The sequence below is a fragment of the Rhizobium sp. CCGE531 genome, from assembly GCF_003627795.1.
In the GTDB taxonomy this organism is placed as follows: Bacteria; Pseudomonadota; Alphaproteobacteria; order Rhizobiales; family Rhizobiaceae; genus Rhizobium.
Window position 1 is genome coordinate 33892 of record NZ_CP032684.1, and the last position, 25216, is coordinate 59107.

Annotated in this window: 24 protein-coding genes; 7 read left to right on the top strand and 17 right to left on the bottom strand. The window is 61.3% G+C overall.

What is annotated here, in order from left to right; genetic code table 11:
• Positions 1-2: 2 nt before the first annotated feature.
• The 9 genes from CCGE531_RS00160 to CCGE531_RS00200 form a co-directional block, all read right to left on the bottom strand.
• A complete protein-coding gene (locus tag CCGE531_RS00160; protein ID WP_120662379.1) occupies positions 3-734 on the bottom strand; it encodes a nucleotidyltransferase family protein in 732 nt (243 codons plus the stop codon).
• 75 nt (positions 735-809) lie between these two features.
• Entirely contained in the window at positions 810-2321 is a 1512-nt protein-coding gene (gene tsaE / locus CCGE531_RS00165) for a tRNA (adenosine(37)-N6)-threonylcarbamoyltransferase complex ATPase subunit type 1 TsaE (RefSeq protein ID WP_120662380.1), read from the bottom strand.
• The gene (locus CCGE531_RS00170) at positions 2318-4897 is read right to left on the bottom strand and encodes a PAS domain-containing sensor histidine kinase (RefSeq protein ID WP_120662381.1); all 2580 of its coding nucleotides are present in this window, start codon (positions 4895-4897) and stop codon (positions 2318-2320) included. Before CCGE531_RS00170 ends, tsaE begins: the two co-directional genes overlap by 4 nt.
• Before the next feature lie 318 nt (positions 4898-5215).
• Positions 5216-6616, bottom strand: a complete 1401-nt coding sequence (gene ahcY, locus CCGE531_RS00175) for an adenosylhomocysteinase (RefSeq protein ID WP_120662382.1) — start codon at positions 6614-6616, stop codon at positions 5216-5218.
• 178 nt (positions 6617-6794) lie between these two features.
• Complete coding sequence (locus tag CCGE531_RS00180; RefSeq protein WP_120662383.1) at positions 6795-7070, bottom strand: HPr family phosphocarrier protein; 276 nt, start codon at positions 7068-7070, stop codon at positions 6795-6797.
• A 19-nt stretch (positions 7071-7089) separates the two neighbouring features.
• Entirely contained in the window at positions 7090-7491 is a 402-nt protein-coding gene (locus CCGE531_RS00185) for a PTS sugar transporter subunit IIA (protein WP_015338202.1), read from the bottom strand.
• 151 nt (positions 7492-7642) lie between these two features.
• Entirely contained in the window at positions 7643-8095 is a 453-nt protein-coding gene (locus CCGE531_RS00190; protein ID WP_120662384.1) for an HPr kinase/phosphorylase, read from the bottom strand.
• Positions 8096-8103: 8 nt separating this feature from the next.
• Positions 8104-9942, bottom strand: a complete 1839-nt coding sequence (locus CCGE531_RS00195; RefSeq protein ID WP_120662385.1) for a sensor histidine kinase — start codon at positions 9940-9942, stop codon at positions 8104-8106.
• Positions 9943-9989: 47 nt separating this feature from the next.
• Complete coding sequence (locus CCGE531_RS00200) at positions 9990-10721, bottom strand: response regulator transcription factor (RefSeq protein WP_205586484.1); 732 nt, start codon at positions 10719-10721, stop codon at positions 9990-9992.
• Positions 10722-11072: 351 nt separating this feature from the next.
• Here CCGE531_RS00200 and CCGE531_RS00205 point away from each other — a divergent pair, with 351 nt between their 5' ends.
• Together CCGE531_RS00205 and arfB are read left to right on the top strand one after the other, a co-directional pair.
• Positions 11073-12683 carry a phosphoenolpyruvate carboxykinase gene (locus tag CCGE531_RS00205; RefSeq protein WP_120662387.1) on the top strand — a complete coding sequence of 537 codons (1611 nt, stop codon included), beginning with the start codon at positions 11073-11075 and terminating at the stop codon, positions 12681-12683.
• Between the two features lie 248 nt (positions 12684-12931).
• The gene (gene arfB / locus CCGE531_RS00210) at positions 12932-13366 is read left to right on the top strand and encodes an alternative ribosome rescue aminoacyl-tRNA hydrolase ArfB (protein ID WP_120662388.1); all 435 of its coding nucleotides are present in this window, start codon (positions 12932-12934) and stop codon (positions 13364-13366) included.
• Positions 13367-13562: 196 nt separating this feature from the next.
• On the opposite strand, the gene CCGE531_RS00215 is transcribed toward arfB, so the two are convergent.
• Complete coding sequence (locus tag CCGE531_RS00215) at positions 13563-14492, bottom strand: IS110 family transposase (protein ID WP_120662389.1); 930 nt, start codon at positions 14490-14492, stop codon at positions 13563-13565.
• A 300-nt stretch (positions 14493-14792) separates the two neighbouring features.
• On the opposite strand from CCGE531_RS00215, the gene CCGE531_RS00220 reads away from it, so the two are divergent.
• On the top strand, positions 14793-15401 hold the full coding sequence (locus tag CCGE531_RS00220; protein ID WP_120662390.1) for an alpha-ketoglutarate-dependent dioxygenase AlkB: 609 nt from the start codon (positions 14793-14795) through the stop codon (positions 15399-15401).
• A gap of 3 nt (positions 15402-15404) precedes the next feature.
• On the opposite strand, the gene coaA is transcribed toward CCGE531_RS00220, so the two are convergent.
• The 7 genes from coaA to hisB are packed head-to-tail and all read right to left on the bottom strand — an operon-like array spanning position 15405 to position 20075.
• Positions 15405-16400, bottom strand: coding sequence for a type I pantothenate kinase (gene coaA, locus CCGE531_RS00225; RefSeq protein ID WP_120662391.1), 996 nt, complete (start codon positions 16398-16400; stop codon positions 15405-15407).
• A gap of 7 nt (positions 16401-16407) precedes the next feature.
• Entirely contained in the window at positions 16408-16722 is a 315-nt protein-coding gene (locus CCGE531_RS00230; RefSeq protein WP_120662392.1) for a phosphoribosyl-ATP diphosphatase, read from the bottom strand.
• Positions 16723-16736: 14 nt separating this feature from the next.
• A complete protein-coding gene (gene hisF, locus CCGE531_RS00235) occupies positions 16737-17525 on the bottom strand; it encodes an imidazole glycerol phosphate synthase subunit HisF (protein WP_120662393.1) in 789 nt (262 codons plus the stop codon).
• The gene (gene hisA, locus CCGE531_RS00240) at positions 17522-18265 is read right to left on the bottom strand and encodes a 1-(5-phosphoribosyl)-5-[(5-phosphoribosylamino)methylideneamino]imidazole-4-carboxamide isomerase (protein ID WP_120662394.1); all 744 of its coding nucleotides are present in this window, start codon (positions 18263-18265) and stop codon (positions 17522-17524) included. Before hisA ends, hisF begins: the two co-directional genes overlap by 4 nt.
• A 25-nt stretch (positions 18266-18290) precedes the next feature.
• Positions 18291-18941, bottom strand: a complete 651-nt coding sequence (gene hisH, locus CCGE531_RS00245) for an imidazole glycerol phosphate synthase subunit HisH (RefSeq protein ID WP_120662395.1) — start codon at positions 18939-18941, stop codon at positions 18291-18293.
• A 2-nt stretch (positions 18942-18943) separates the two neighbouring features.
• The gene (locus CCGE531_RS00250; RefSeq protein ID WP_120662396.1) at positions 18944-19441 is read right to left on the bottom strand and encodes a DUF2628 domain-containing protein; all 498 of its coding nucleotides are present in this window, start codon (positions 19439-19441) and stop codon (positions 18944-18946) included.
• Positions 19442-19466: 25 nt separating this feature from the next.
• On the bottom strand, positions 19467-20075 hold the full coding sequence (gene hisB / locus CCGE531_RS00255) for an imidazoleglycerol-phosphate dehydratase HisB (protein WP_120662397.1): 609 nt from the start codon (positions 20073-20075) through the stop codon (positions 19467-19469).
• Positions 20076-20287: 212 nt separating this feature from the next.
• Between hisB and hslV the strand changes: the two genes are divergently transcribed.
• From hslV to CCGE531_RS00275, 4 genes are all read left to right on the top strand, one after another.
• The gene (gene hslV / locus CCGE531_RS00260; protein ID WP_120662398.1) at positions 20288-20815 is read left to right on the top strand and encodes an ATP-dependent protease subunit HslV; all 528 of its coding nucleotides are present in this window, start codon (positions 20288-20290) and stop codon (positions 20813-20815) included.
• Positions 20816-20862: 47 nt separating this feature from the next.
• Positions 20863-22173, top strand: a complete 1311-nt coding sequence (hslU, locus tag CCGE531_RS00265) for an ATP-dependent protease ATPase subunit HslU (protein ID WP_120662399.1) — start codon at positions 20863-20865, stop codon at positions 22171-22173.
• A gap of 267 nt (positions 22174-22440) precedes the next feature.
• Positions 22441-23394 carry a DUF1402 family protein gene (locus tag CCGE531_RS00270; protein ID WP_120662400.1) on the top strand — a complete coding sequence of 318 codons (954 nt, stop codon included), beginning with the start codon at positions 22441-22443 and terminating at the stop codon, positions 23392-23394.
• A gap of 120 nt (positions 23395-23514) precedes the next feature.
• Positions 23515-24909 (top strand): cytochrome P450, encoded by a 1395-nt coding sequence (locus tag CCGE531_RS00275; protein ID WP_120662401.1) that lies wholly within the window; start codon positions 23515-23517, stop codon positions 24907-24909.
• Positions 24910-25216: the final 307 nt, after the last annotated feature.

The following is a 25216-nucleotide window of genomic DNA, read 5'->3' on the forward strand; positions in this document are numbered from 1 at the left end:
GCTCACGCAAACGCCCGGAAGGTCCGGATCGCTTCCTCCGCCTCGCCGATCGCCTCCGGCGTGCCCACAGTCAGCCAGTGACCGTCCATCATGGTGCCATAGAGCCGGCCGCGCTCGATGGCCTTGTCGAAGTAGATATTGACGTTGAAGGCATCGCTCGGCGCGTCATCGAGGAAGGACGGTTTCATCGCGATTGCGCCGGCATAGACGACGCCATCGCGTCCGACATCGCGGTAGCGGGCAAGCCTTCCGTCTTGCGCCATGCTGAAGTCATTCTTGCCGTTATGGCCTATGGTTCTTTCCAGTTCGACGCAGAGCATCGCCATGTCCATGCGCTGCTCGTCGTAGAATCCGGCTAACTTTTCGAGATTGGTCTGATGGCCGGGCTTCTCGCCGACCCAGAACAGGTCGGCATTCATGACGAAAACAGGATCGCGGCTCAAAAGCTTCAGGCCTTTGACAAGGCCGCCGCCATTGTTCATCAGCGCGTCCCGCTCGTCGGAAATCAGGATTTCAAGGCCGCGATAGCTGCGCAGATGCGCTTCCATCTGGTCGGCATGGTGATGGACGTTGACGACGACCCGCTCGACGCCTGCCTGCACCAGCGCATCCAGCGTATAGTCGATCATCGGCTTGCCGGCGATCTTCACCAACGGCTTCGGGATGGTGTCGGTGATCGGCCGCATGCGGGTTCCGAGCCCCGCGGCCAATACCATGGCTTGCTTGATGGTCATCTCGTCTCGAACTTTCGATTCACTATCCGTTTTCCTTAGCACAAGGCCGGAAAGCCGTCGCCGGGTCTCTGGCTGTTATGCCTGGCCGATACCCGCCTTCTCGCACCATTCGCGCAAGGGTGCGAGCGCTTCATGCTCGAAGGCGATGGCGAGATAGGCGAGCGTGCGGGGCATGTGCTTCAGATATCCCGGCTTGCCGTCGCGTTGCAGCAGCCGCACCCAGAGGCCGGCGAGCTTGCAGTTGCGCTGTGCCGACATGATCGCCCAGCTCTTCAGGAACTTGGCCTCGTCGAAGCCGCCCTGGGTGTGCCGGAGGGCGAGATAATCGGCCATCAGCCGATCATGCAGATCGCGTTCGATCGTCACCCGGGCATCCTGCACGAGCGAGGCCAGATCGTAGGAGGTCGGCCCGATCATCGCGTCCTGGAAATCGATGAGGCCGATGCGCTGGATACCCTTTTCCCGCGCCCGCCAGATGATATTCGGCGAATGCATATCGCGCAGCAGCAGGTTCTTTTCCGCATCATCCAGCTGGTCGATCAGCCGGTCCCAGATCGCCAGATAGTCGGCGCGCTCCTCGTCGCTTGCCGGCGTGCCGCGCTTCCAGGGCAGATGCCAGTCGAGAAGCAGCCGCGCTTCCATCTTCATCGCGGTCCGGTCGAAATCCGGAATGTGATGGACGTGATCCGGCGTCAACGGAATGTCGTGGGGGATCGAAAGGCCATGCAGATGCGCCAGGCATGCGACGCTGGCGCGATAACGCTCGGCAATCGGCCTCCCTTCACCGTCAAGCACGCCATCGGTGCCGAGATCCTCGATCAGAAGGATGCCCTGGTCGTAATCGGCGGCGAAGATTTCCGGGGCGGCAAAGCCGTTCTCTCTGAGGACATTGGCGATCGCCACGAAGGGATAGGTATCCCAGGCGAGATGCGCGACCTTCGGATAGGGCTTGCCGTCGAGCACGGGCGGCCCTTCCGGCAGGCGCGGCCAATCCATGAGAATGATGCGGCTGCCGCCATCGCTGGGATAAATGGATTCATAGGCCCGCAGCGAGGCGTCGCCCGTCAGGAAGCGCCTGATGGCGCCGCGATAGGCATGCGAATCGAGAAAGGCGCGGACGGCTAACACGCGCTCGATGCGCGCCATCTGTTTGGCCGGTGCGGTGATCACGGCGCGCCGTCCTTCGCCCTCATGCGTGAGCTTGAAGTCGATACGCTCCTTCGGCAGCTCGCCTTCGGCCATTTCGGGCCACTCGACAAGGCAGATGCCGGTCTGCAAGGCTTCGTCGAAGCCGAGTTCCGTCAATTCGCTGGGATCGCCAAGGCGATAGAGATCGAAATGCGAGACCGGGATGCGCAGCTCGTAGGATTGCACGAGCGTGAAGGTCGGGCTCGGCACATCCAGCTCGGCATCGTCGGCCAAGGCGCGCAGCAGCGCGCGTGCGAGCGAGGATTTGCCCGCACCAAGATCGCCTGACAGTGCCAGACAATCGCCGGCCTTCAATGCCAGCGCCAGGTCCTCGCCGAGCTGAGCCGTGGCCGTGTCATCTGCGAGGAAAAGGGAAATGCTGCTGCCGGAGGCTGTCATTCTGCTGCGACGGAATGGGGCAATTCAGCCGAAGGAATCCGGCAGGTCACCATCGTCCCCTTGCCCGGCTGGCTTTCGATGGAAACCTCGCCTTCATGCAGGCTGACGAAGCTTTCGACGATGGAAAGACCAAGGCCCGCGCCGCTGCGCTTGCCGCCCTTGCCGCCGGAGGCGAAGCGGTTGAAGACCGTGTGGATCAGCTCTTCCGATATGCCTGGACCCTTGTCGGAGACCGAGAAGACGAAATCCGAGCCTTCGCGCCCGCATTTCAGCGAGATCGTCGATCCCTCGGGCGCGAAATTGGCGGCATTGGTCAGAAGCTTGAGCAGGATCTGCTTCAGCCGCTGCTGATCGGCAATGATGGAGCCGAGATGGGCCGGCACGGTGATCTCAAGCGTCACACCGCTTTCCTGCAGCCGGTCGGCGATCTGCATCGACACTTCGTCGAGCAGGTCGGAGAGCACGATCTCGGAATAGTTCAGCCGCATGATGCCGGCATCGACCGTCGCGAGATCGAGAATGTCGTTGACCAGCGTCAGAAGGACCGAGGAGGAGGTCGAGATATGGTCGATATATTCGGCCTGCCGCTCGTTCAGCGAGCCGATGCCCGGCGTCTTCAGGAGGTCGGTAAAGCCGATGATGTTGGTCAGCGGCGAACGCAGCTCGTAGGAGACATGCTGGACGAAATCGTTCTTCAGCTCGTCCGCCTTCAGCAGCGCCTCGTTCTTCTCGGTCAGCGCCCGTTCGGCGCGCACGCTGTCCGTCTTGTTGACGAAAGTCAGCATGGTCTGCGCATTCGGCAGCGGAATGACGGCGTAGTCGAGCACCAGATTGGAAAAGAGTTCCAGCGTGCCCTGCGAGGACGGGCGCTCGTCGTCGAAGCTGGTGATCTGCTCGGCAAAGCGCTTCCAGCCGTCGGGCCGGTCATAGGAGGGAGCGCAGGCTTCGGCCAGAGCCTGGATATGTGTGCCGGGCTTCGCCTGCGCCTCGGTGATGTTCCAGAGGATGCGGAAGGCCGGGTTCGAAAGCCGGATGCGGCCATCGGGGCCGAAAACGGCGACGCCTTCGGAAAGATGGTCGATGGTTTCACCCTGGACCTTGACCAGCGTGTTGTAGCGCGTTTCGAGATCGACCTGCTCGGTCAGGTTCTCGAATACCCAGGTGGCGCCACCCTGCGGATGCGCCGTGGCAAAAACCCTGAGGATTTGGCCATTGGGCAGATGCCAGAGATCGGCCTGCGTATCGAGCGCGCGATAGACCGAAAGGACGCCGTCCTTCCATGTCTTCCAGTTCAACTGCTCGGGCAGCTTCTTGGCGCCACGCAGCCGGTCCAGAAGCTCGCTATTGTCGGGCCGCTTCTCCAGAAACGCGATGTCGAGTTCCCAGAGCTGGACGAAGGCCTGATTGTAGAATTGCAGGCGTCGCTCGCCGTCGAAGATCGCAACCGGCGTTGCCAGATGATCGAGCGTTTCGGCGTGGCTCTTCAGCGTGCGCGCGAGTTCGGCGCGAACCGATTCCGCCTCGGACACGTCGATGGCAATGCCGGCGGTGCCGTTCGGGGCTCTTACATCGACGACATCGAAGAAAGTGCGGTTGCCGTGCACGACGGTTGAGATCTTGTCGTGGAAGGGCGATTCCGGGGTGGCCGCCGCGCGAATGCGCTCACGGGCCACGGTCGTCAGGAATTCGCGTCCCTCGCGGAGGGCTTCTTCCGTGGAAACCGCTTCCACCGCTTCGCTATAGGCCTGGTTGACCCAGGTCAGCGTGCCTTCCGTATCGCGTTGCCATACGGGCAGGTCGATGGCATCGAGCAGGTTCTGGAAGGTGGAGATCGAGGTCATCAGACGGTCACGCTCGATCTTCAGCTCTGCCAGCTCGGCGCGCAGATTGTTGAGCGCGATGAAGCGGACGAAGGCGCGCCCGCCGGAAATGCGGCCCTGCGCCTCCAGGATTTCGTCGCGGTTGGTTTCGACCACCATGTCGAAGCTCTGGCCGCTGCCGCGCAGCTTATCGATCGCCTTGTCGAGTTCGCCGGCCGACCATGATTTCAGCCAGCGTCCGAAGGCGAGGAATTCGTTGTCCTGCGGCGCGCCGGTCTCGACCGGAAGCTGGCCAAGCAGCTCTGGCCGCGCATTCTGACCGTCCCAGATGACGATGCGGCGGTTCTTGTCGGCAATCAGCGCCTGATATTGCGAAATGCGCTGGTTGGCATCGGAAAGAGCCGTGCGGATCTCGCGGCTTTCGCTTTCCATGTTGCCGCGCTGCCGCACCATCCACATGGTCGAGAAGAGCGCGGCGGAAATGACGCCGATGATGACGGAGAAAACAGCCATTTCCGAGGAAGTAAAGAGGCGCATGCTCGCTTGGGCGGCATCATTGCTCTGCGCGAGAACGGGTCCCGCCAGACCGGTCACAAGGCCGCCGAAAACGCTGAGCCGCAGCAGGCGGCTCAGGCCAGCCAGCCGGCCCTCGCCGCGCTTTGCCCGCGCTGGCAACCAATATGCACCGCCCTGCCGCAACCGCGCCGCCACTCGGTGTGGCGCTGGTTGATGCAGGTTGTCTTCCCCTTCAAACATAAAAGGTCTGTCTCCGTCTTTCAGAGCATGATGCCGAAAAGTGTAAGCGGTTTTCGGATGACATCATGCTCTACTTGTTTGATTGTAGAGCGGATTCAGATTTTAGGTCGAACAGACCTAACATCATCCAGCTCTACTGTGCCGCATCCTGACAAGACATCCCATTTTCATGGCTCCGGGCACGCCCGGTTCGTCACGAATCAAGTGTAAAAACAATACTGCCTAAGGGAATCGGCGGGAAGGGAGCTGGCTAAAAAATAAGCCCCGGCATTTTGTCAATGCCAGGGCCACAAGATGTTGTGGATACTGATTTTGTAATCAGTATCTGTAGTGGTCGGACTTGAACGGGCCCTTCGGCGTCACGCCGATATACGATGCCTGCTCGTCGGAAAGCTCCGTCAGTTTGACGCCGAGCTTGGCGAGATGCAGGCGGGCGACCTTTTCATCGAGGTGCTTCGGCAGCACGTAGACCTGGTTCTGGTAGTGGCCGGGCTTAGTGAAGAGCTCGATCTGCGCCAGCGTCTGGTTGGTGAAGGAAGCCGACATGACGAAGGACGGGTGGCCGGTGGCGTTGCCGAGGTTCAAGAGGCGGCCTTCCGACAGCAGGATGATGCGGTTGCCCTTGGCGAACTCGACCATGTCGACCTGCGGCTTGATGTTCGTCCACTTCAGGTTACGCAGAGCGGCAACCTGGATCTCATTGTCGAAGTGGCCGATGTTGCCGACAATCGCCATGTCCTTCATCGCACGCATGTGGTCGATGCGGATGACGTCCTTGTTGCCGGTCGTGGAGATGAAGATGTCGGCGCTGGAGACGACGTCTTCGAGCTGGACGACTTCGTAGCCGTCCATGGCAGCCTGGAGCGCGCAGATCGGATCGACTTCCGTGACCTTGACGCGGGCGCCGGCGCCGGAAAGCGAAGCGGCCGAACCCTTGCCGACGTCGCCATAGCCGCAGACGACGGCGACCTTGCCGGCCATCATGACGTCGGTGGCGCGGCGGATGCCGTCAACCAGCGATTCCTTGCAGCCATACTTGTTGTCGAACTTCGACTTGGTGACGCTGTCGTTGACGTTGATGGCCGGGAAGGGCAGCAGCCCCTTCTGGCTGAGCTGGTAGAGGCGGTTGACGCCGGTGGTGGTTTCTTCCGTCACGCCCTTGATGGCGTCGCGCTGCTTGGTGAACCAACCCGGCGAAGCCTGCAGGCGCTTGTTGATCTGGGCGAAGAGGATTTCCTCTTCTTCCGAATGCGGATGGGAGAGCACGTCCTCGCCGGCCTCGGCGCGGGCGCCGAGCAGGATGTACATCGTGGCGTCGCCGCCGTCATCGAGGATCATATTGGACAGGCGACCATCGGCCCACTGGAAGATCTTGTCCGTGTAGATCCAGTAGTCCTCAAGGCTTTCGCCCTTGATGGCGTAAACCGGAACGCCGGAAGCAGCGATCGCGGCAGCGGCATGATCCTGGGTCGAGAAGATGTTGCAGGATGCCCAGCGGACTTCGGCACCGAGTGCCACCAGCGTCTCGATGAGAACGGCTGTTTGAATCGTCATGTGCAGCGAGCCGGTGATGCGCGCGCCCTTCAGCGGCTGCGCTTCGCCGAATTCGGCGCGGCAGGCCATCAGGCCCGGCATCTCGGTTTCGGCGATCGTGATTTCCTTGCGGCCGAAGTCGGCAAGGCCGATATCCGCGACGACGTAGTCCTTCTCAGTGCTCATGAAAGTCTCCAGCCTGAACGATGCAGCCGCGCCTGGGCAAACGCCTCGGCCGAATGCAACAAAATTGCACGCTGACAGCGTGTGGGATGATGCCGTGTAGCAGGCTTCAGGCTGGAAATCAATGACGACATAAAGAAGTCTTTATGTCTTTATATCCCGGCAGTGGCCGGAGGAAAACTTACATTTCCTCGCCGAACTTGTCGGCCACCAGCTGGTCGAGCGCATCGATGGCTTCGGCGGCCTGATTGCCGCTTGCCGTCACCAGCACGCTGCAGCCCGGGCTGGCGGCCAGCATCATCAGGCCCATGATCGAATTGCCGCCGACCGTGGTGCCGTCCTTCGAGACGGTGATGGCGGCGTCGTACGCTTCGACGGTCTGGACGAATTTTGCCGAGGCACGGGCGTGCAGGCCCCGTTTGTTGATGATCAGGAGTTCCCGGGAAAGCTCGGTCATGGGGGCGGTGTTTGCCTCGTTATTTGCCACTGAGCACACGGCTGGCCACATTGATATATTTGCGTCCGGCCTCTGAAGCTTCCACCAGGGCCCTTTCCATGTTGTTGTCGCCGCGCACGCCCGCGAGCTTGATCAGCATCGGCAGATTGACGCCCGCGATGACCTCGGTGTGGCCGCTATTCATGACGGAGATTGCGAGATTGGAAGGAGTGCCGCCGAACATGTCGGTGAGGATGATGACGCCATGCCCGTCGTCGGCGCCGGCAACGGCCTGCAGAATGTCCTGCCGCCGCTTGTCCATGTCGTCTTCGGGACCAATGCATACCGTCTCTATGAACTTCTGCGGACCAACGACATGCTCGACGGCATGCCGAAACTCTTCAGCCAGCTTGCCATGAGTGACAAGCACAAGTCCAATCATGATATTACTGCTCCCATGGCATACGCAAACAGTGGCCCATATCGCAATGCAGCAATGTCGTCCACCGGTGGGGGGACATCTTGGCGATGAAAAGACGAAGTGCAAGCTTAAAATATAGGATTTGCGTGCCTATGCGGGCCTAAATGGCCGATTAATCGAAACTCGCGCCGATTTTCGCCGTTATTATGGCGAGCGGATTCGCGGAGGTTGCGGACAAACGGATCAAGGGCAGCCGGATGGCGCTGGTAATATCGATCTGCTCATCCTCTGGCGGCAACCTTTCCGCTGTCGCCGGGTCCACCGCGCGAACGGCGAAATGCATTTCGCCTCGGGAAACATAAGGCATCCGAACAATCCCGGTATAACGGATCTCCATCAAGCCGGCGATCGAGGGCGGACATTCCGCGATCACGGAACCGTCTTGTTTGGAGATCAGCACGCGATCGTCGGCGATCAGGCTGGCGGCAAGCCCGAGCGGTTTGGCGGCCGTAAGGCACGAGAAGGCAAGAGTGGATTTGCCGCTGCCCGAAGGTCCGAGAAACAGAAGCCCGGTCCTGCCGATGATGATCGCCGTCGCGTGGATATTGGTCGCTTCGCCAGTCATGCGGCCGCTCACGCCGGCGTCTGGGCGGGCAGCGACAGGATGAAACGAGCGCCGAGCAGCGTCGAGCCGTCGCTGTCGACGATGTTTTCGGCGCGCAGCGACCCGCCATGCGCCTCGGCGATCTGCCGGCTGATAGAAAGACCGAGGCCGGAATTCTGCCCGAATGCTTCCGATTCCGGCCGGTCGGTATAGAAGCGTTCGAAGATGCGATCGATGTTTTCGGCCTGGATGCCAGGGCCGTTATCCTCGATATAGATGACGCAGCGCGTTCTCGTGCGCGTCAGCCGGACGGTAATCTTGCCGGTGTCGCTCGGAACGAAAGACCGGGCGTTTTCGATGAGATTGCTGACGATCTGGCCGATGCGGAGATCGTGTCCATCGATAGAGAACTTCGCCTTGTTGGCCGGTTTGCGGTCGACCACATATTCGATCTCGACGGCCCTCTTGCTGTGTCCGACCTGTCTCGAAATCTCGATCATGTCGCGCAGCAGCACCTCCAGATCGAGCGATTTCGCATCGGAGCGGGCGAGTTCGGCATCGAGCCGCGATGCGTCGGAGATATCGCTGATCAGGCGGTCGAGGCGGCGAACGTCGTGCTGGATCACATCCATCAGCCGCTTCTTGGAATCGTCGCTCTTGGCAAGCGGCATGGTTTCGACAGCGCTGCGCAGCGAAGTCAGCGGGTTCTTGAGCTCGTGGCTGACGTCGGCCGCGAAACTTTCGATCGCGTCAATACGGTCGTAGAGCGCCGACGTCATGTCGCGCAGCGCGATCGACAGGTTGCCGATCTCGTCCTGGCGGGCTGAAAAATCCGGAATCTCCTCGCGCTCCTTCGCGCCGCCACGGCGCACGCGGATGGCCGCGGCGGAAAGCCGGCGCAGCGGATTGGCGATGGTGGAGGATAAAAGCAGCGACAGCACGACGTTGACCAGCGTCGCGACGCCGAAGACACGCATGATCGCCAGGCGCTCGGCATGAACGATCTTGTCGATGTCGCCGGCCTGGGTCGACAGGAGCAGGACGCCAAGAACGGCACGGAAGCGCTGGATCGGCACGGCGACCGAAACGATCAGCTCGCCCTTCTCCGTGGTGCGGACGACCGCGCCGCGCACGCCGGTCAGCGCATTCATGACTTCCGGATAGATGGAGCCGTCGCCGCCGGGCGCTTCCTTGTAAACAGGCAGGTTGCCCGGCTGCAGCATCTTGTTGAGCAGGCCGCTGAACCAATCGGACCAGCTCTGCTTCTCGTCGTCGACGGGCGGCAGGTCATAGCGCAGCACCTGGCCGCGCGAATAAAGATGGCGGCTGTCGAGCAGCAGGTTGGCATCGGCGTCAAAGATGCGGGCGCGGGTGCGTGTCGGCGAGATCAGCCGCGTCAGCACCGGCGCCACCTTTTCCGGATCGATCGGGAATTCCAGGTCCTCGTCGTTCGGAACGGGCGTGATGCTCTGGCCGGCCTGCAGCTCCAGGAGCTTCTGCGGATCGATGGTGATGGAGTTCGTGTCGACCGATGCCGAGGCGGAAACGGCGCCGGCGATGATCTCGCCCTGCGTCAGCAGGCTTTCGACGCGGGCGTCGATCAGGCCTTCGCGGAACTGGTTGAGGTAGAGAATGCCGCCGACGAGGACGACCAGCGCCGCAAGGTTGAAGAACAGGATGCGCCGCGTCAGGCTCGAAAAGACGGCATTGCCGAAGATGCGGCGGATCAGGACGAAGGGATGGGTCCAGCGCCGGCGCGCGATTCGAGCGCCGCTCGGGCTTTCCGAGTCGTCTATCTCTCTGTCCTGCACCAGCTGCGCCAAGCCAACGGCCCTTTCGAAGAACGGGATCGCCGATCCCGTCCGCATGCTCTTATTCCATTCTCAGCCGTATGGTCTATGGTCCCAGCTAACGACTAGGCCGCTTCGCGGAAGCGATAGCCCACGCCATACAGCGTCTCGATCATATCAAAATCGAGGTCGACCATCTTGAATTTCTTGCGCAAGCGCTTGATGTGGCTGTCGATCGTGCGGTCGTCGACATAGACCTGCTCGTCGTAAGCGGCGTCCATCAGCGCATCGCGGCTCTTCACGACGCCGGGGCGCTGCGCGAGGGAGTGCAGGATGAGGAACTCGGTGACGGTGAGCGTCACCGGCTCGCCCTTCCAGGTGCAGGTGTGCCGCTCCTGGTCCATGACGAGCTGTCCGCGTTCCAGGGAGCGGGCCTGCTGTGCGGCACCCGGCTTGGCGGCGGCGCTGCCGCCGGCGGCATTTGCGGCTTCGCGGGCCGAGGCGCGGCGCAGCACCGCCTTGACGCGTTCGACCAGCAGACGCTGCGAGAATGGCTTGGTGATGAAATCGTCGGCGCCCATCTTCAGGCCGAAAAGCTCGTCGATCTCTTCATCCTTCGAGGTGAGGAAGATCACGGGCAGGTCCGATTTCTGGCGCAGGCGGCGCAGCAGTTCCATGCCGTCCATGCGCGGCATCTTGATATCGAAGATAGCCAGTTGCGGCGGCCGGGCAAGCAGGCCGTCGAGCGCTGAGGCTCCGTCCGTGTAGGTCTCTACCTTATATCCCTCTGCTTCCAAGGCGATCGATACGGAAGTCAGGATATTGCGGTCGTCGTCAACGAGCGCGATTGTCAACATGGTGTTCGTCTCCGTCATCAGTGCGCGTCTCCCGGATTTGGAATCCAGCCCAGGCGGTCTGCCAGCTCGATTGGCGGTAACCTGGCGCGCTTATGGGGATAAAGGTGGAACAAATTGTGGCAAAGATAAAGGGGAGGATTGCCGAGGCGTGATCTGCTTGATCTGCGGTTGTGCGACGAAACGTCTCTCCATCCCTGATTCAAACGATTTAAAAATATCGAGATTTATTTAAATCGATTAAATAACTGATATCATTAAAGTTTCTTTGTTTTTTGCTCTTGTGCTTTTAAAAAGAGCCCTCTAGGCTTTAGTTAATTCTAACGGCCAAGCCCCTTTGTAGAGGAAAATGTGATGGAGCAATTCGGCGTCCGCAATCCCGCAACCGAACTGGGATCGATCGGCCTGGGAGCCGCCGCCAGTGTTCGCTATAACCTGATGGAAGCTCACCTTTATGAGGAGGCGATTCGCCGTCAGGAAGCGGATCTGACCGCCGACGGTGCGCTCAGGGCCTTGACCGGACAGCACACCGGCCGTTCCCCGAAGGACAAGTTCGTCGTGCGCAACGCCACCACGGAAGATCAGATCTGGTGGGACAACAACAAGCCGATGTCGCCGGAACATTTCGAGCTGCTGCATGAAGACATGCTGGCGCATGCCCGGGGCAAGGACCTGTTCGTCCAGGATCTGATCGGCGGCGCCGATGTCGAATATGCCCTGCCGACGCGCGTCGTCACCGAATTCGCCTGGCATTCGCTGTTCATCCGCAATCTGCTGATCCGCCCGGAGCGCGCGGCGCTCGAAAGTTTCGTGGCGAAGCTGACGATCATCGATCTGCCGAGTTTCCGCGCCGATCCGGAGCGCCATGGCTGCCGCACGGAAACGGTGATCGCCTGCGATTTCGTCAACGGCATCGTCCTGATCGGCGGTACGTCCTATGCCGGCGAAATGAAGAAATCGGTCTTCACGGCGCTGAACTACATGCTGCCGGAGCGCGGCGTCATGCCGATGCACTGCTCGGCCAATGTCGGCCCCGAAGGCGATGCCGCGATCTTTTTCGGCCTGTCCGGCACGGGTAAAACGACGCTGTCAGCAGATCCGACCCGGACGCTCATCGGCGACGACGAGCATGGCTGGGGCGAAAACGGCATCTTCAACTTCGAAGGCGGCTGCTACGCCAAGACCATCCGTCTTTCGCCCGAGGCCGAGCCGGAAATCTACGCCACGACCCGCCGCTTCGGCACCGTGCTGGAAAATGTCGTGCTCGACGAACATGGCCGGCCGGATCTCGATGACGGTTCGCTGACGGAAAACACCCGCAGCGCCTACCCGCTGCATTTCATCCCGAACGCCTCGGCGTCAGGCATAACAGGCCATCCCGAGACGATCATCATGCTGACGGCCGATGCCTTCGGCGTCATGCCGCCGATTGCCAAGCTGACGCCGGATCAGGCGATGTACCACTTCCTGTCCGGCTACACCGCCAAGGTCGCCGGCACGGAGAAGGGCGTCGTCGAGCCGGAAGCCACCTTCTCGACCTGCTTCGGCGCTCCCTTCATGCCGCGCCATCCGGCCGAATACGGCAACCTGCTCAAGGAGTTGATCGCCCGTCACGGTGCCCGTTGCTGGCTGGTCAACACCGGCTGGACCGGCGGCGCCTATGGCAAGGGAAGCCGCATGCCGATCAAGGCGACCCGCGCTTTGCTGGCCGCCGCGCTGAAAGGCGATCTCGACAATGTCGACTTCCGCATCGATCCGAATTTCGGCTTTGCCGTTCCGGTCGCGGTCGCGGGCGTCGACAGTGCCATCCTCGATCCGCGCTCCACCTGGGCCGATGGCGAAGCCTATGATGCGCAGGCTGAAAAGCTGGTGCAGATGTTCGTCACCAACTTTGCCAAGTTCGAGGACCACGTCGACGGCAACGTCCGCGATGCGGCGCCTGGAATGCCGGTCGCGGCGGAGTAATTAATAATCACGCGGGCAATGACTCACGTGAAACCCACTCGCCCTCGTGGTTCGAGACGGCCTTTCAGGCCTCCTCACCATGAGGGCTAGTCTTTTTTGCCGACGCAACAGATCACTCCGTCCTCATCCTGAGGAGCATTCCAGCGCGACGCGCTGAAATGCCTCGAAGGACGGGGCGGCCCCCAAACTCCCCACAACCATATTTTCAACCGCGCACCGATGTGGGATAGACAGGCGCGGAGAAAATCATGGCCAGCGAAGCGCTTTACATCAACGACCGGATTACGATTGCCGGCTGGGAACTGACGGAACAATTCGTTCTGGCGGGTGGTCCTGGCGGCCAGAACGTCAACAAGGTCGCAACGGCGGTCCAGCTTTTCTTCGATGTCCAGAATTCTCCCTCGCTGACGGATCGCGTCAAGGCGAATGCGGTCAAGCTTGCGGGGCGGCGCGTTTCCAAGGATGGCGTTTTGATGATCGAGGCCAGCCGTTTCCGCAGCCAGGATCGCAATCGCGAGGATGCGCGCGAACGGCTGAAAGAGCTTATTCTCGAAGCCGCCGCCCCGCCACCGCCGCCACGCAGGAAGACCAAGCCAACCAAGGGTTCGATCGAGCGCCGGCTGAAGGAAAAATCCGGACGTTCCGAGGTCAAGAAGATGCGCGGCAAGCCGGGCGGCGATTAGGTCTGCTTTTCGGGCTGCGGCTTTTCTAGGGGTGGGTTATATTCGCGTTCCTCGAGAAGGTGTTTCTGCGGCAGCCCCCTCACCCTAGCCCTCTCCCCGAGGGGAGAGGGGACAACTACCGCAACCGCCTCGATTTACCGGCAAAATGGGGCCGTTAAACCCCTTCTCCCCTCGGGGAGAGCGACTGTCTTGTTTGTCAAGCGTTTTGCCACGGTCGTGCGTCCCTGATGATGGCGTTGAGGATGGTGAGCAGCTTTCGCATGGTAGCGACGATGGCGACGATCTTTGGCTTTCCGGCTGCCACGAGGCGGTCACGGAAGGCCTTGAGGCTTGGGTTATGGCGGCTGGCGACGAGGGCGGCCATGAACAGCACGGCGCGCACCTTGCCTCTGCCGCCGCCGATGAAGCTCTTGCCTTTCCATTGACCCGATTGCCGCGTCCAGGGCGCAAGCCCTGCCAGTGAGGCGATCTGGCGCCGGTCGAGGCTGCCGAGTTCGGGCAGCTCGGCCAGCAGCGTGCGCGCCGTTGTCGGCCCGACACCTGGCACCGAGACGAGCAGCGTCTCGCGCACCCGCCAGACCGGCGATTTGCGGATATGGTCGTCGAGATCGGCATCGAGGCTTTCGAGTTCGCGCCGCAAGGCCGCAAGCAATCGCTTGATGCTTTTCTGCGCCTGTTTGGCCAGCGCCATGCGCAACCGGTTCTCCTCGGCCACGATCATCTGCACGATCTGGCGCCTGCGGGCCACCAGCTCGGACAGAGCCTGTGTCTCGGCATCGCGCAACGGCCGGATCTCCGGCTTCGTCGCCAGGACGAAGGCGGCGATGACGGCGGCATCGATCGGATCGGTCTTGGCCCTGCGGCCGATCGCATGGGCATAGGCGCGCACTTGCGCCGGATTGACGACGAGAACCGTCAATCCGGCCGATGACAGACCGGCCACCGCCAGCGTCTCGAAGCCGCCCGTCGCCTCAAGCGCAATCACATCGACGCCGACCGCCTGCAGCCGCTCGACCAACGCATCGACACCGGCATGGTCATTGCCAACGGCAAAAACCTCCCCTTGCGGCAGGACTGCAACATCCAGCCGCTCTTTCGAAACATCAATGCCAACAATCGTTTCCATCTGATCCCATCCTTGCCTAAGCGGGCTTTGCTTGCGCAAGCGGCCCTGGCGACTGTTCGGGTTCAATGGAACGGCGGATGAAGACCCAAGCTCTCCCACGGGCTTGGTGTCCCAAAGGTGCATCGGTCTTCCATCCGCCACCGCAACAGGCATTACTACGCCAGCAGCGGGTAAAGGGAAGTTACAAAGGTGCCCGATAGGGCGGATGAGGGGGGGCTTGCTGCGGAAAAAGCAAAATCGGCCTGACCCACTCGTCCAGCAATAGCATAACCTAATCTGCAATACCTACCGGAACCATCCATGCTGCTTCCCAACGGAATTCGCCATCTGCCCGGATATCTCGATCGCCCCGCCCAGGAAGCGCTCGTCGAGACAATCCGCGGCGTCGTGGCCGAGGCACCGCTCTACACGCCGGTCATGCCCGGCACTGGCAAGGAAATGTCGGTGCGCATGACCAATTGCGGCTCGCTCGGCTGGGTCACGGACAAGCAGCGCGGCTATCGCTATCAGCCGACGCATCCGGTCACGGGGCGGCCATGGCCGGCGATGCCGCCGCAACTGCTCGATCTCTGGCATGACATAGCAGGCTATGAAAAACCGCCGGAAGCCTGTCTCGTCAATTTCTACTCTGACGATGCCCGCATGGGCCTGCATCAGGATCGCGATGAACAGGATCTCAATGCGCCCGTGCTGTCGATCTCGCTCGGCAACAGCTGCCTCTTCCGGGTCGGCGGCCTTAATCGCAATGATCGCACGCTATCCTTCAAGCTTTCCAGCGGCGATATCGTCGTTCTCGGCGGCGAGGGAAGGCTGTGCTTCCACGGGGTCGATCGCATCCATCCGGCAACGTCGACATTGCTGAAGAATGGCGGGCGGATCAACCTGACGTTACGGCGAGTCCAGCCCTGAGCCTCAGAGCTTCCTGAGCGCAACCTGTTCGATCAGGTGATTCTTGCCCTTCTGAAGGATCAGATCGGCGCGCGGGCGCGTCGGCAGGATGTTTTGGCGCAGGTTCTTCAGGTTGATGTTCTTCCAGAGTCCTTCGGCGATCGCCAGCGCCTCTTCCTCGCTGATCGAGGCGTAGCGATGGAAGAAGGAGTTGGGATCGCGGAAAGCCGTCTCGCGCAGCCGCATGAAGCGGGCGACATACCAATTGTGGATCAGCGGCTCGTCGGCATCGATATAGATCGAGAAGTCGAAGAAATCCGAGACCATCGGCACGATCTTGCCGTCTGCCGGCAGATGCCGCGACTGCAGCACGTTGATGCCTTCGAAGATCAGGATATCCGGGCGGTCGACCGTCTTGAACTCGTTCGGCAGCACGTCATAGACGAGGTGCGAATAGGAGGGCGCCTGCACATTCGGCTGGCCGGCCTTGATCGCCGAGAGGAAACGCAGCAGCGCTGCCGTATCGTAGCTTTCCGGAAAGCCCTTGCGCTGCATCAGGTTGCGGCGCTGCAATTCGGCGTTGGGATAGAGAAAGCCGTCTGTGGTGACCAGATCGACCTTCGGGCTCGACGGCCAGCGGCCCAGCAGCTCCTTCAGGATACGGGCCGTCGTGGATTTGCCGACGGCGACCGAGCCGGCAATGCCGATGACGAACGGCGTCTTGGCGATATCGGAAAGGCTGAGGAACCGGTTGCGCTGCTCGAAGAGGATCTGCGAGGATTCCACATGCGAGGACAGCAGCCGTGACAGGGACAGATAGATGCGCCTGACTTCGTCGAGGTCGATCGGGTCGCCCATGGAGCGCAGCCGCGTCACTTCGTCTGATGTCAGCGTCAGCGGCGTGTCGGCCCGGAATTTTGCCCACTCTTCGGAGGAAAAGAAATAATAGGGCGAATAGGCTTTCGCCTGGAAAATATCGAGCGTCTCGGGCGCGGGCTGGGTCTTGGTCGCTATCGTCATCGCATTCTTACCGGCTGGCCTTTTCTTGAAGGCCGGATTGGGCGGTGCGCCTTTCGAGCTCACCCATGACATTCTGCAACGGAATGCCTGCAATCTTCAATACGACCATAAGATGATATAGCAGATCGGCGGCCTCATAGGTGAGGTTGTCGCGATCGTTGGTAACGGCAGCCATCACGGCCTCGATCGCCTCTTCGCCCAGTTTCTTCGCCGCCTTCGGCTGGCCGGTGGCAAGAAGCTTCGCTGTCCAGGATTCGTCTGGCGAAGCCTTGGAGCGTTCCTCGATGATTCGTTCGAGGTCGGAAAGGGTAAATCCGCTCATCGGTTCGCTGTCTCCTAATCCAGCCGCATGGGAATGCCGCGTTCGGCCATGTAGCGCTTTGCCTCGCCCACCGAATAGGTGCCGAAGTGGAAGATCGACGCGGCAAGCACCGCCGTCGCATGGCCTTCCTTGACACCGGCGACGAGGTCGTCGAGATCGCCGACGCCGCCGGAAGCAATGACCGGCACGCGCACGGCATCGGCGATCGCCCGTGTCAGCTCCAGATCATAGCCGACCTTGGTGCCATCGCGGTCCATGGAGGTGACGAGCAGTTCGCCGGCGCCGCGCTCGACCATCTTGCGGGCGAAATCGACGGCATCGATGCCGGTCGCGTTGCGGCCGCCATGGGTATAGATCTCCCAGGCGCTCATATTGTCGCCGCCGGGTGCTTCGGTACGTCGGCGTTTCGCATCGATGGACACGACGATGCACTGGTTGCCGAACTTGTCTGCCGCTTCGGCAACGAAATCGGGATTGTTGACCGCCGCCGAATTGATCGAGACCTTGTCGGCGCCGCAGAGCAGCAGCTTGCGGATATCGGCAATGGTTCGCACGCCGCCGCCGACGGTGACCGGCATAAAGCATTGTTCGGCGGTGCGGGCCACCACGTCGAAGATCGTGTCGCGATTGTCGGAGGAGGCGGTGATGTCGAGGAAGCAGAGCTCGTCGGCGCCGGCGGCGTCATAGGCCTTGGCAGCCTCGACGGGATCGCCAGCATCGACGAGATTGAGAAAGTTGACGCCCTTGACGACGCGGCCGTCCTTGACGTCGAGGCAGGGGATGACGCGGGCTTTCAAGGTCATTGTGCTGCCTCCTTGGCCTGCTTGATCAGGGCCAGTGCCTCTTTCGGATCGATCCGGCCATCATAAAGCGCGCGGCCGGAAATCGCACCTTCCAGTTTGCGGGCATCCGGCTGGATCATGCGGCGGATATCATCCAGCGAAGCAAGCCCACCGGAGGCGATAACGGGGATGGAAACGGCCTCGGCCAATTCCAGCGTCGACGCCCAGTTAATACCCGTGAGAATGCCGTCACGGTCGATGTCGGTATAGATGATCGCGGCAACGCCGACGCCCTCGAATTTCTTGGCGAGCTCGATGATGCCGAGTTCGGAGGCTTCCGCCCAGCCCTCGACCGCCACCTTGCCACCCTTGGCATCGATGCCAACAGCGATGTGGCCCGGATACCGCCGGCAGGCTTCGACGACAAGCGCCGGATCGCGCACGGCGACCGTGCCGAGAATGACGCGGGCAAGGCCGCGCGATAGCCAGTTTTCCATATGATCGAGCGTGCGGATGCCGCCGCCGAGCTGCACCGGATTTTTTGTTGCCTTGAGAATGGCGTCGACGGCAGCGCCGTTCACGGTCTCGCCGGCGAAAGCGCCGTTGAGATCGACGACATGCAGCCACTCGAAGCCCTGGTCCTCAAAGGCTTTCGCCTGGGCGGCTGGATCGGGATTGTAGACGGTCGCCTGCTCCATATCGCCGAGCTTGAGGCGCACGCATTGCCCGTCCTTGAGGTCGATTGCGGGAAAGAGAATCATGTCTTTGTCCTTAAAGCGCTAGGCGTCACGGCTTCCAGCGCAGGAAATTGGCGATCAGGGCAAGGCCGAGTTTCTGGCTCTTTTCCGGATGGAATTGCGCGCCGGCCATGTTGTCGCGTCCGACGAAAGCGGTCATCGGCCCGCCATAGCTCGTCGTCGCGATGACATCGTCGCCATGATCCGCCGCCAGATGGTAGGAATGGACGAAATAGGCATGCAGCCCGTCCGGCCCGGTCTCGATCCCTTCAAAGAGAGCATGCGGATGGCGCAGGTCCAGCGTGTTCCAGCCGATCTGCGGGATTTTCAGGCCGGGGTCGCTAGGCGTCATCTCCTTGACGTCGCCCTTGATCCAGCCGAAGCCCTGAGTAGTCGTCTTCTCCAGCCCGCGCGAGGACATCAGCTGCATGCCGACGCAGATGCCGAGGAAGGGACGCGCCTTGTGTTCCACGACATCGACGACCGCTTCCGCCATGCCCGGCACCGCATCGAGGCCGCGGCGGCAATCGGCATAGGCGCCGACGCCGGGAAGCACGATGCGGTCCGCGGTGGCGACGCGCTCGGCGTCATCGGTCAGGTCGATCTCCGCGTCGATCCCTGCCTCGCGGGCGGCTCGCTCGAAAGCTTTCGTGGCCGAGCGCAGATTGCCGGAGCCATAGTCGATAATCGCGACGCGCATGATCAGCGTCCTCCATCATAGCCGGGAAGGCCGAAGCTCGGGCCTGGGCGGCTGGTATTGGTGTTTGTGGCTGGAATATCCCAATTGTTTGGATGGATATCTTGGCTTGGTTCCTGCTCCACGCGGGAAAAGTGGATTTCCTCCGCCGTTGCCAGATCACGCGCCGAGACGAGATCGCCGACCTTCCAGCCGCGCCCGACAAGGCGATCGCTGATCGCATGCGGGCCTTCGAGGGCGGCGAGAACATGCACACCCAGCAGAAGCGCGGCACCGGCGGCAAAGAAGCCCGGCTGGCGCATTAGCTCCAGAGCGAAGCCCTGTAGCAGAAAGGCGGCAACCGCATATAGCCAAAGCCGGTGGAAGAGCATCCAGAGCGTCGGAAACAGGAGCGCCTTCCACGAAAAGCCGTCGCGGATGAATCGCGTTCCGTCGCGATACCGATCCGATACTTCGGATCGATTAGGCGCTCCTGGCGGAGTCAAAATCAAATAGCTTGCCATCTCTTCACTTTCCCCATGATGGGGCTCAGGCGAGCGTGCCTTTCGTCGAGGGCACCCGGCCTGCCTGCCGCGGATCGATCTCGGTTGCGGTGCGCAATGCGCGCGCAACGGCCTTGAAGCATGTCTCGGCTATATGGTGATTGTTGGCGCCATAATGGTTGAGAATATGCAAGGTGATGCCGGCATTCTGCGCGAGCGCCTGGAAGAATTCACGCACCAGTTCGGTATCGAAGGTACCGATCTTCGGGGCGCTGAACGAAACGTTCCAGACGAGGAAGGGCCGGCCGGACAGATCGACGGCCGCTTTCGTCATCGTCTCGTCCATAGCCAGATCGATCGAGGCATAGCGGGTGATGCCGCGCCGGTCGCCCAGCGCCTTGGCAATCGCCTGGCCGATCGCGATGCCGGTATCCTCGACAGCATGGTGATCGTCGACATGCAGGTCGCCCTTGGTGTCGATCTCCATGTCGATCAGCGAATGTCGCGACAGCTGGTCCAGCATATGGTCGAAGAAGCCGACACCGGTCGAAATCGTCGATTTGCCGCTGCCGTCGATGTTGACGGAAACGGAGACCGAGGTCTCGTTGGTCTTGCGGGAAACGCTTGCCGTGCGGCTCGCTGCGGTCTCTGCCATGGGCTGCTCCATCGGAATACGGCCGTTCCATATCAGGCGTATCGGGAAATATCCAGAAGTTACGCGCGAGGCTTCGCGTTTAGCCGGCTTGCCGCCATCATTCGGGCGCGGCGGCCATTTGCAATCGCGAAAACCCCTCTTACATAGTTGCTGACGGGGCCGATACGCGGCCCGGCAGAAAGCCCGCCGGAACGGGGGCAAACAGGTGTTAAATGACGACAATCGTGACTATTCGCAAGAACGGCAAGGTGGTGATGGCTGGTGATGGCCAGGTGAGCCTTGGCCAGACCGTCATGAAGGGCAATGCGCGCAAGGTTCGCCGCATCGGCAAGGGCGATGTCATTGCCGGTTTCGCCGGCGCGACCGCCGATGCCTTCACCCTTCTCGAGCGCCTTGAAAAGAAGCTCGAACAATATCCCGGCCAGTTGATGCGCGCAGCCGTCGAGCTCGCCAAGGATTGGCGGACCGACAAATATCTGCGCAACCTCGAAGCCATGATGCTGGTTGCCGACAAACAAGTGACGCTCGCCATCACCGGCAACGGCGATGTGCTCGAGCCCGAACATGGCGCCATGGCGATCGGCTCCGGCGGCAATTTTGCCCTCGCCGCCGCTCTGGCGCTGATGGATGGCGACAAGTCCGCCGAAGATGTCGCCCGCCGCTCCCTCGATATTGCAGCCGACATCTGCGTCTACACGAACCACAATGTGATCGTCGAAACGCTCGATGCCGAAGCCTAAGACGTTCCTCTCTTGATAGTTTCTAGCCCTGACAGGGAACCCGCGAAATGACCACTTTTTCCCCCCGCGAGATCGTTTCCGAGCTCGATCGTTATATTGTCGGCCAGCATGAGGCCAAGCGCGCCGTGGCGATCGCATTGCGCAATCGCTGGCGCCGGCAGCAGCTCGAGCCCGACCTGCGCGACGAAGTCATGCCCAAGAACATCCTGATGATCGGCCCGACCGGCGTCGGCAAGACGGAAATCTCCCGTCGTCTCGCCAAGCTCGCCGGCGCTCCCTTCATCAAGGTGGAAGCCACGAAGTTCACCGAGGTCGGCTATGTCGGCCGCGACGTCGAGCAGATCGTCCGTGACCTCGTCGAAGTCGGCATCGGCCTGGCGCGCGAAAAGAAGCGCGCCGAGGTGCAGGCCAAGGCGCATATGAGCGCCGAAGAACGCGTGCTCGATGCTCTTGTCGGCGCCACCGCATCGCCGGCGACGCGCGACAGCTTCCGCAAGAAGCTGCGTGACGGTCAGCTCGACGACAAGGAAATCGATATCGAAGTTGCCGATACCGGCTCCGGCATGCCCGGCGGCTTTGAGATCCCCGGCATGCCCGGCGCCAATATCGGCGTCCTCAACCTCTCCGAAATGTTCGGCAAGGCCATGGGTGGCCGCACGAAGAAGGTGCGCACGACCGTCAAGGATTCCTACAAGGAGCTGGTCCGCGACGAATCCGACAAGCTGATCGACAATGAAGCGATCCAGCGCGAAGCCGTGCAATCGGCCGAAAATGACGGCATCGTCTTCCTGGACGAGATCGACAAGATCGCCGCCCGCGACGGCGGCATGGGTGCCGGCGTCTCCCGCGAAGGCGTGCAGCGCGACCTGCTGCCGCTGGTCGAAGGCACGACGGTGTCGACCAAGTATGGCCCAGTCAAAACAGACCATATCCTCTTCATCGCCTCGGGCGCCTTCCACGTGTCGAAGCCGTCGGATCTTCTGCCGGAACTGCAGGGCCGCCTGCCGATCCGCGTCGAGCTCCGGCCGCTGACCAAGGAAGATTTCCGCCGCATCCTGACCGAGCCGGAAGCGAGCCTCATCCGCCAGTACAAGGCGCTGATGGAAACGGAAGAGCTGAAGCTCGACTTCACCGACGACGCCATCGACGCTCTCGCCGATGTCGCCGTGCATCTGAACTCCACCGTCGAGAATATCGGCGCCCGCCGCCTGCAGACCGTCATGGAACGGGTGCTCGACGATATCTCCTACAATGCCTCCGACCGTGCCGGCGTGTCGGTGACCATCGATGCCGCCTATGTCCGCGAGCATGTCGGCGACCTCGCCAGCAACACGGATCTGTCCCGCTTCATTCTGTGAGCGAGCCGGCAAAGGCGATTTAAAACAGTAAACACTCGACAGCGGGCCGTTAACTTTTTAGTTAGGGGCCCGTTTCTTTGTGTAGGATGGCTTTATTCGGCCCGCTGCATAATTCCTTAAATCGGAATCGATTTAAGGATAAAATTATGCAGCAGCTTTAAAGTGCTACAGCGGCCTTTGCGCGTCATATATGACGCGCGGCGCTGTAGATTATCCGTCAGGCAGCCGCACGGAAACATCGGTTGAAACTTCGACAGGACAGCCATCTTGCGACGCATACTGATCACCCTTCTCCTGGCGGTCGCCAGCCTCACCTGGATACCCGTCTATGCGGACGCGGCGACCACGGTGCCTCCGGGCAACCGCAATGCCGAGCAGCCGCCGGTCCCCGGCGCCTCCGTGCGGCGCACGCGCGGCACGAATTCGACCTTCGAGCGCAAGTACCAGAAGGTCCGCGAACTGCTGGCGACGGATACGAAGCTGATGGCGAAGATCAAGTCGACGGCCCGCGCCTACGGCATCGAGCCGATCCACATCATCGGCGCGCTCGTCGGTGAGCACACCTATAATGTCGATGCCTATGACGGCCTGCAGTCCTATTACGTCAAGGCGGCGTCCTATGCCGGCCAGAGCTTCCGCTTCGCCTATAATGGTGAAAACGTCGGCGATTTCGTCGCCCAGTCGCAATTCGACAGCTGCAAGGGCAAGGGCGACTCCTACAGTCTGTGGACCTGCCGTGAGGATGTCTGGGAAGACGATTTCCGTGGCAAGACTGTCGGTGGCAAATCTTATCCCGACAATCGTTTCAGCGCCGTTTTCTTCCAGCCCTTCTATGCCGGCCAGACCTTCGGCCTCGGCCAGGTCAACCCGCTAACGGCGCTCGAGCTCTCCGACCTCGTCAGCCGTACCTCGGGCATTCCGAAGCTGGATGAGAAAGATGCCGGCGGCGTCTATAAGGCGATCATGGACCCGGATCTGTCGCTCGCCTTCGTCGCGGCATCGATCCGCAAGTCGATCGACGACTACCGCTCGATCGCCGGCATGGATATTTCGGGTAATCCGGGCATTACCGCGACGCTCTACAACCTCGGCAATTCCCGCAAGCGCGCCGCCGCCCTTGCCGCCAGGAACCGGGGCTCTTCACAGTCGGTCTGGCCGGAGGAGAATTACTACGGCTGGCTCATCAATGATAAGCTGAGCGACCTGAAGTCTCTGTTGTAAGCGTTCGGCGCGACGTTTTATCGTCTGGATTTCGCGAGCGGCGTTCACCATATCGGATGGGTGCGCCGCTCCGACGGCATCGATCAAGCAAAGGCGCGGTCTTCGAGGAGAATGGAACCCATGGACATGATTCCGGAAGCCTTCTCCCCGCCGGCGCCGATCCCGCGAACCGTCCCGCCGTCGCGATGGACGATCATCAAAACCATCCTGCGCAATCCGCTCGAACTCTGGGGCGAGCCGTCCTATACGCTGCCCTGGATCAAGACCAAATTCTTCAACGAGCGGACGCTGATCGTCAATGATCCCGGCCTGATCAAGCATGTTCTGGTCGATAACGCCGCCAACTACCGCATGGCCGATATCCGCCAGCTCGTGTTGCGGCCGATCCTGCGCGACGGGCTGCTGACGGCGGAAGGGCCGGTCTGGAAGCGCTCGCGCAAGGCAGTTGCTCCGGTCTTCACGCCGCGTCACGCCCAGGGCTTTGCCGGCCAGATGCTGAGCCAGAGCCTGGAATATCTGCAGAAATACGATGAGATCGGCGATGAAGGCGCGGTGTTCGATATCGCTGCCGACATGACCGAGCTGACCTTCGTCATCCTGTCCGAGACCTTGTTTTCCGGCGAGATCGTCACCGAAAGCACGAGTTTTTCCGACGACGTCAACGAGCTCCTGCATCGCATGGGCCGGGTCGATCCCATGGATCTTTTGCGCGCCCCTGCCTGGGTGCCGCGCATCACCCGCATCGGCGGCCAGCGCGTGCTCGACAAGTTCCGCGGCATCGTTCGCACCACCATGGACCAGCGGCTGGAAAAGATGCGCGGGGATCGGGCGAGCGCGCCCGACGATTTCCTGACTCTGCTTCTCGAAAAGGCCGGCCCCGATGGGCTGACGATGGAGGAAATCGAGGACAATATCCTCACCTTCATCGGCGCCGGTCACGAGACGACCGCCCGTGCATTGGCCTGGACGCTCTATTGCGTCGCCAACAGTCCGCATATTCGCGAGGCCATGGAAGAGGAAATCGACCGGGTGCTCGCAACCGATGCCGAGCCGGTCGCCTGGCTCGACCTGATGCCGCGTGTCCGCGCCGCCTTCGAGGAGGCGATGCGCCTCTACCCGCCGGCGCCATCGATCAACCGTGCCGCGATCGCCGATGACGAATGGACGAGCGCCAAGGGCGAGCGCGTGACGATAGAAAAGGGGATTACCGTCCTGATCATGCCCTGGACGCTGCATCGCCACGAGCTCTACTGGGAAAAGCCGCGCGCCTTCATGCCGGAGCGCTTTCTTCCGGAGAATCGCGGCAAGATCAATCGCTTCCAATATCTGCCCTTCGGCGCCGGCCCGCGCGTCTGCATCGGCGCGACCTTTGCGCTCCAGGAAGCCGTCATCGCCCTTGCCGTCATGATGCGCCGCTTCCGCTTTGACCTGACTGATGAGACCGACCCCTGGCCGGTGCAGAAGCTGACGACCCAGCCGCGCGGCGGCTTGCCGATGCTGGTGAAGAGGCGATAACAGCGTGCCTATCCCGCCCCCCTGGCGGGCGGGAAAGCAATTTCTTGGGATTAGGCGAGGGCTTGTCCCTCGTCTAATTCTTAGAAATTGCAAGGGCGGGGGTAGGCATGGACGCACCGTACCTGACATCGTTCGAGCAAGAAAAGACCCCCTCTCTTGCAATTTCAATGATTTAGCAATTGCGCCAAGCTTTGGACGTGTGGAGCTTCCGGTGTCGCAATTCCTAAACCAATGAAATTGCTTTCTCGTCCGCCCAGGGCGAGATAGGTTCTGCGCTTGCCGCTTCGCTCATATCTTTAATCGGCGT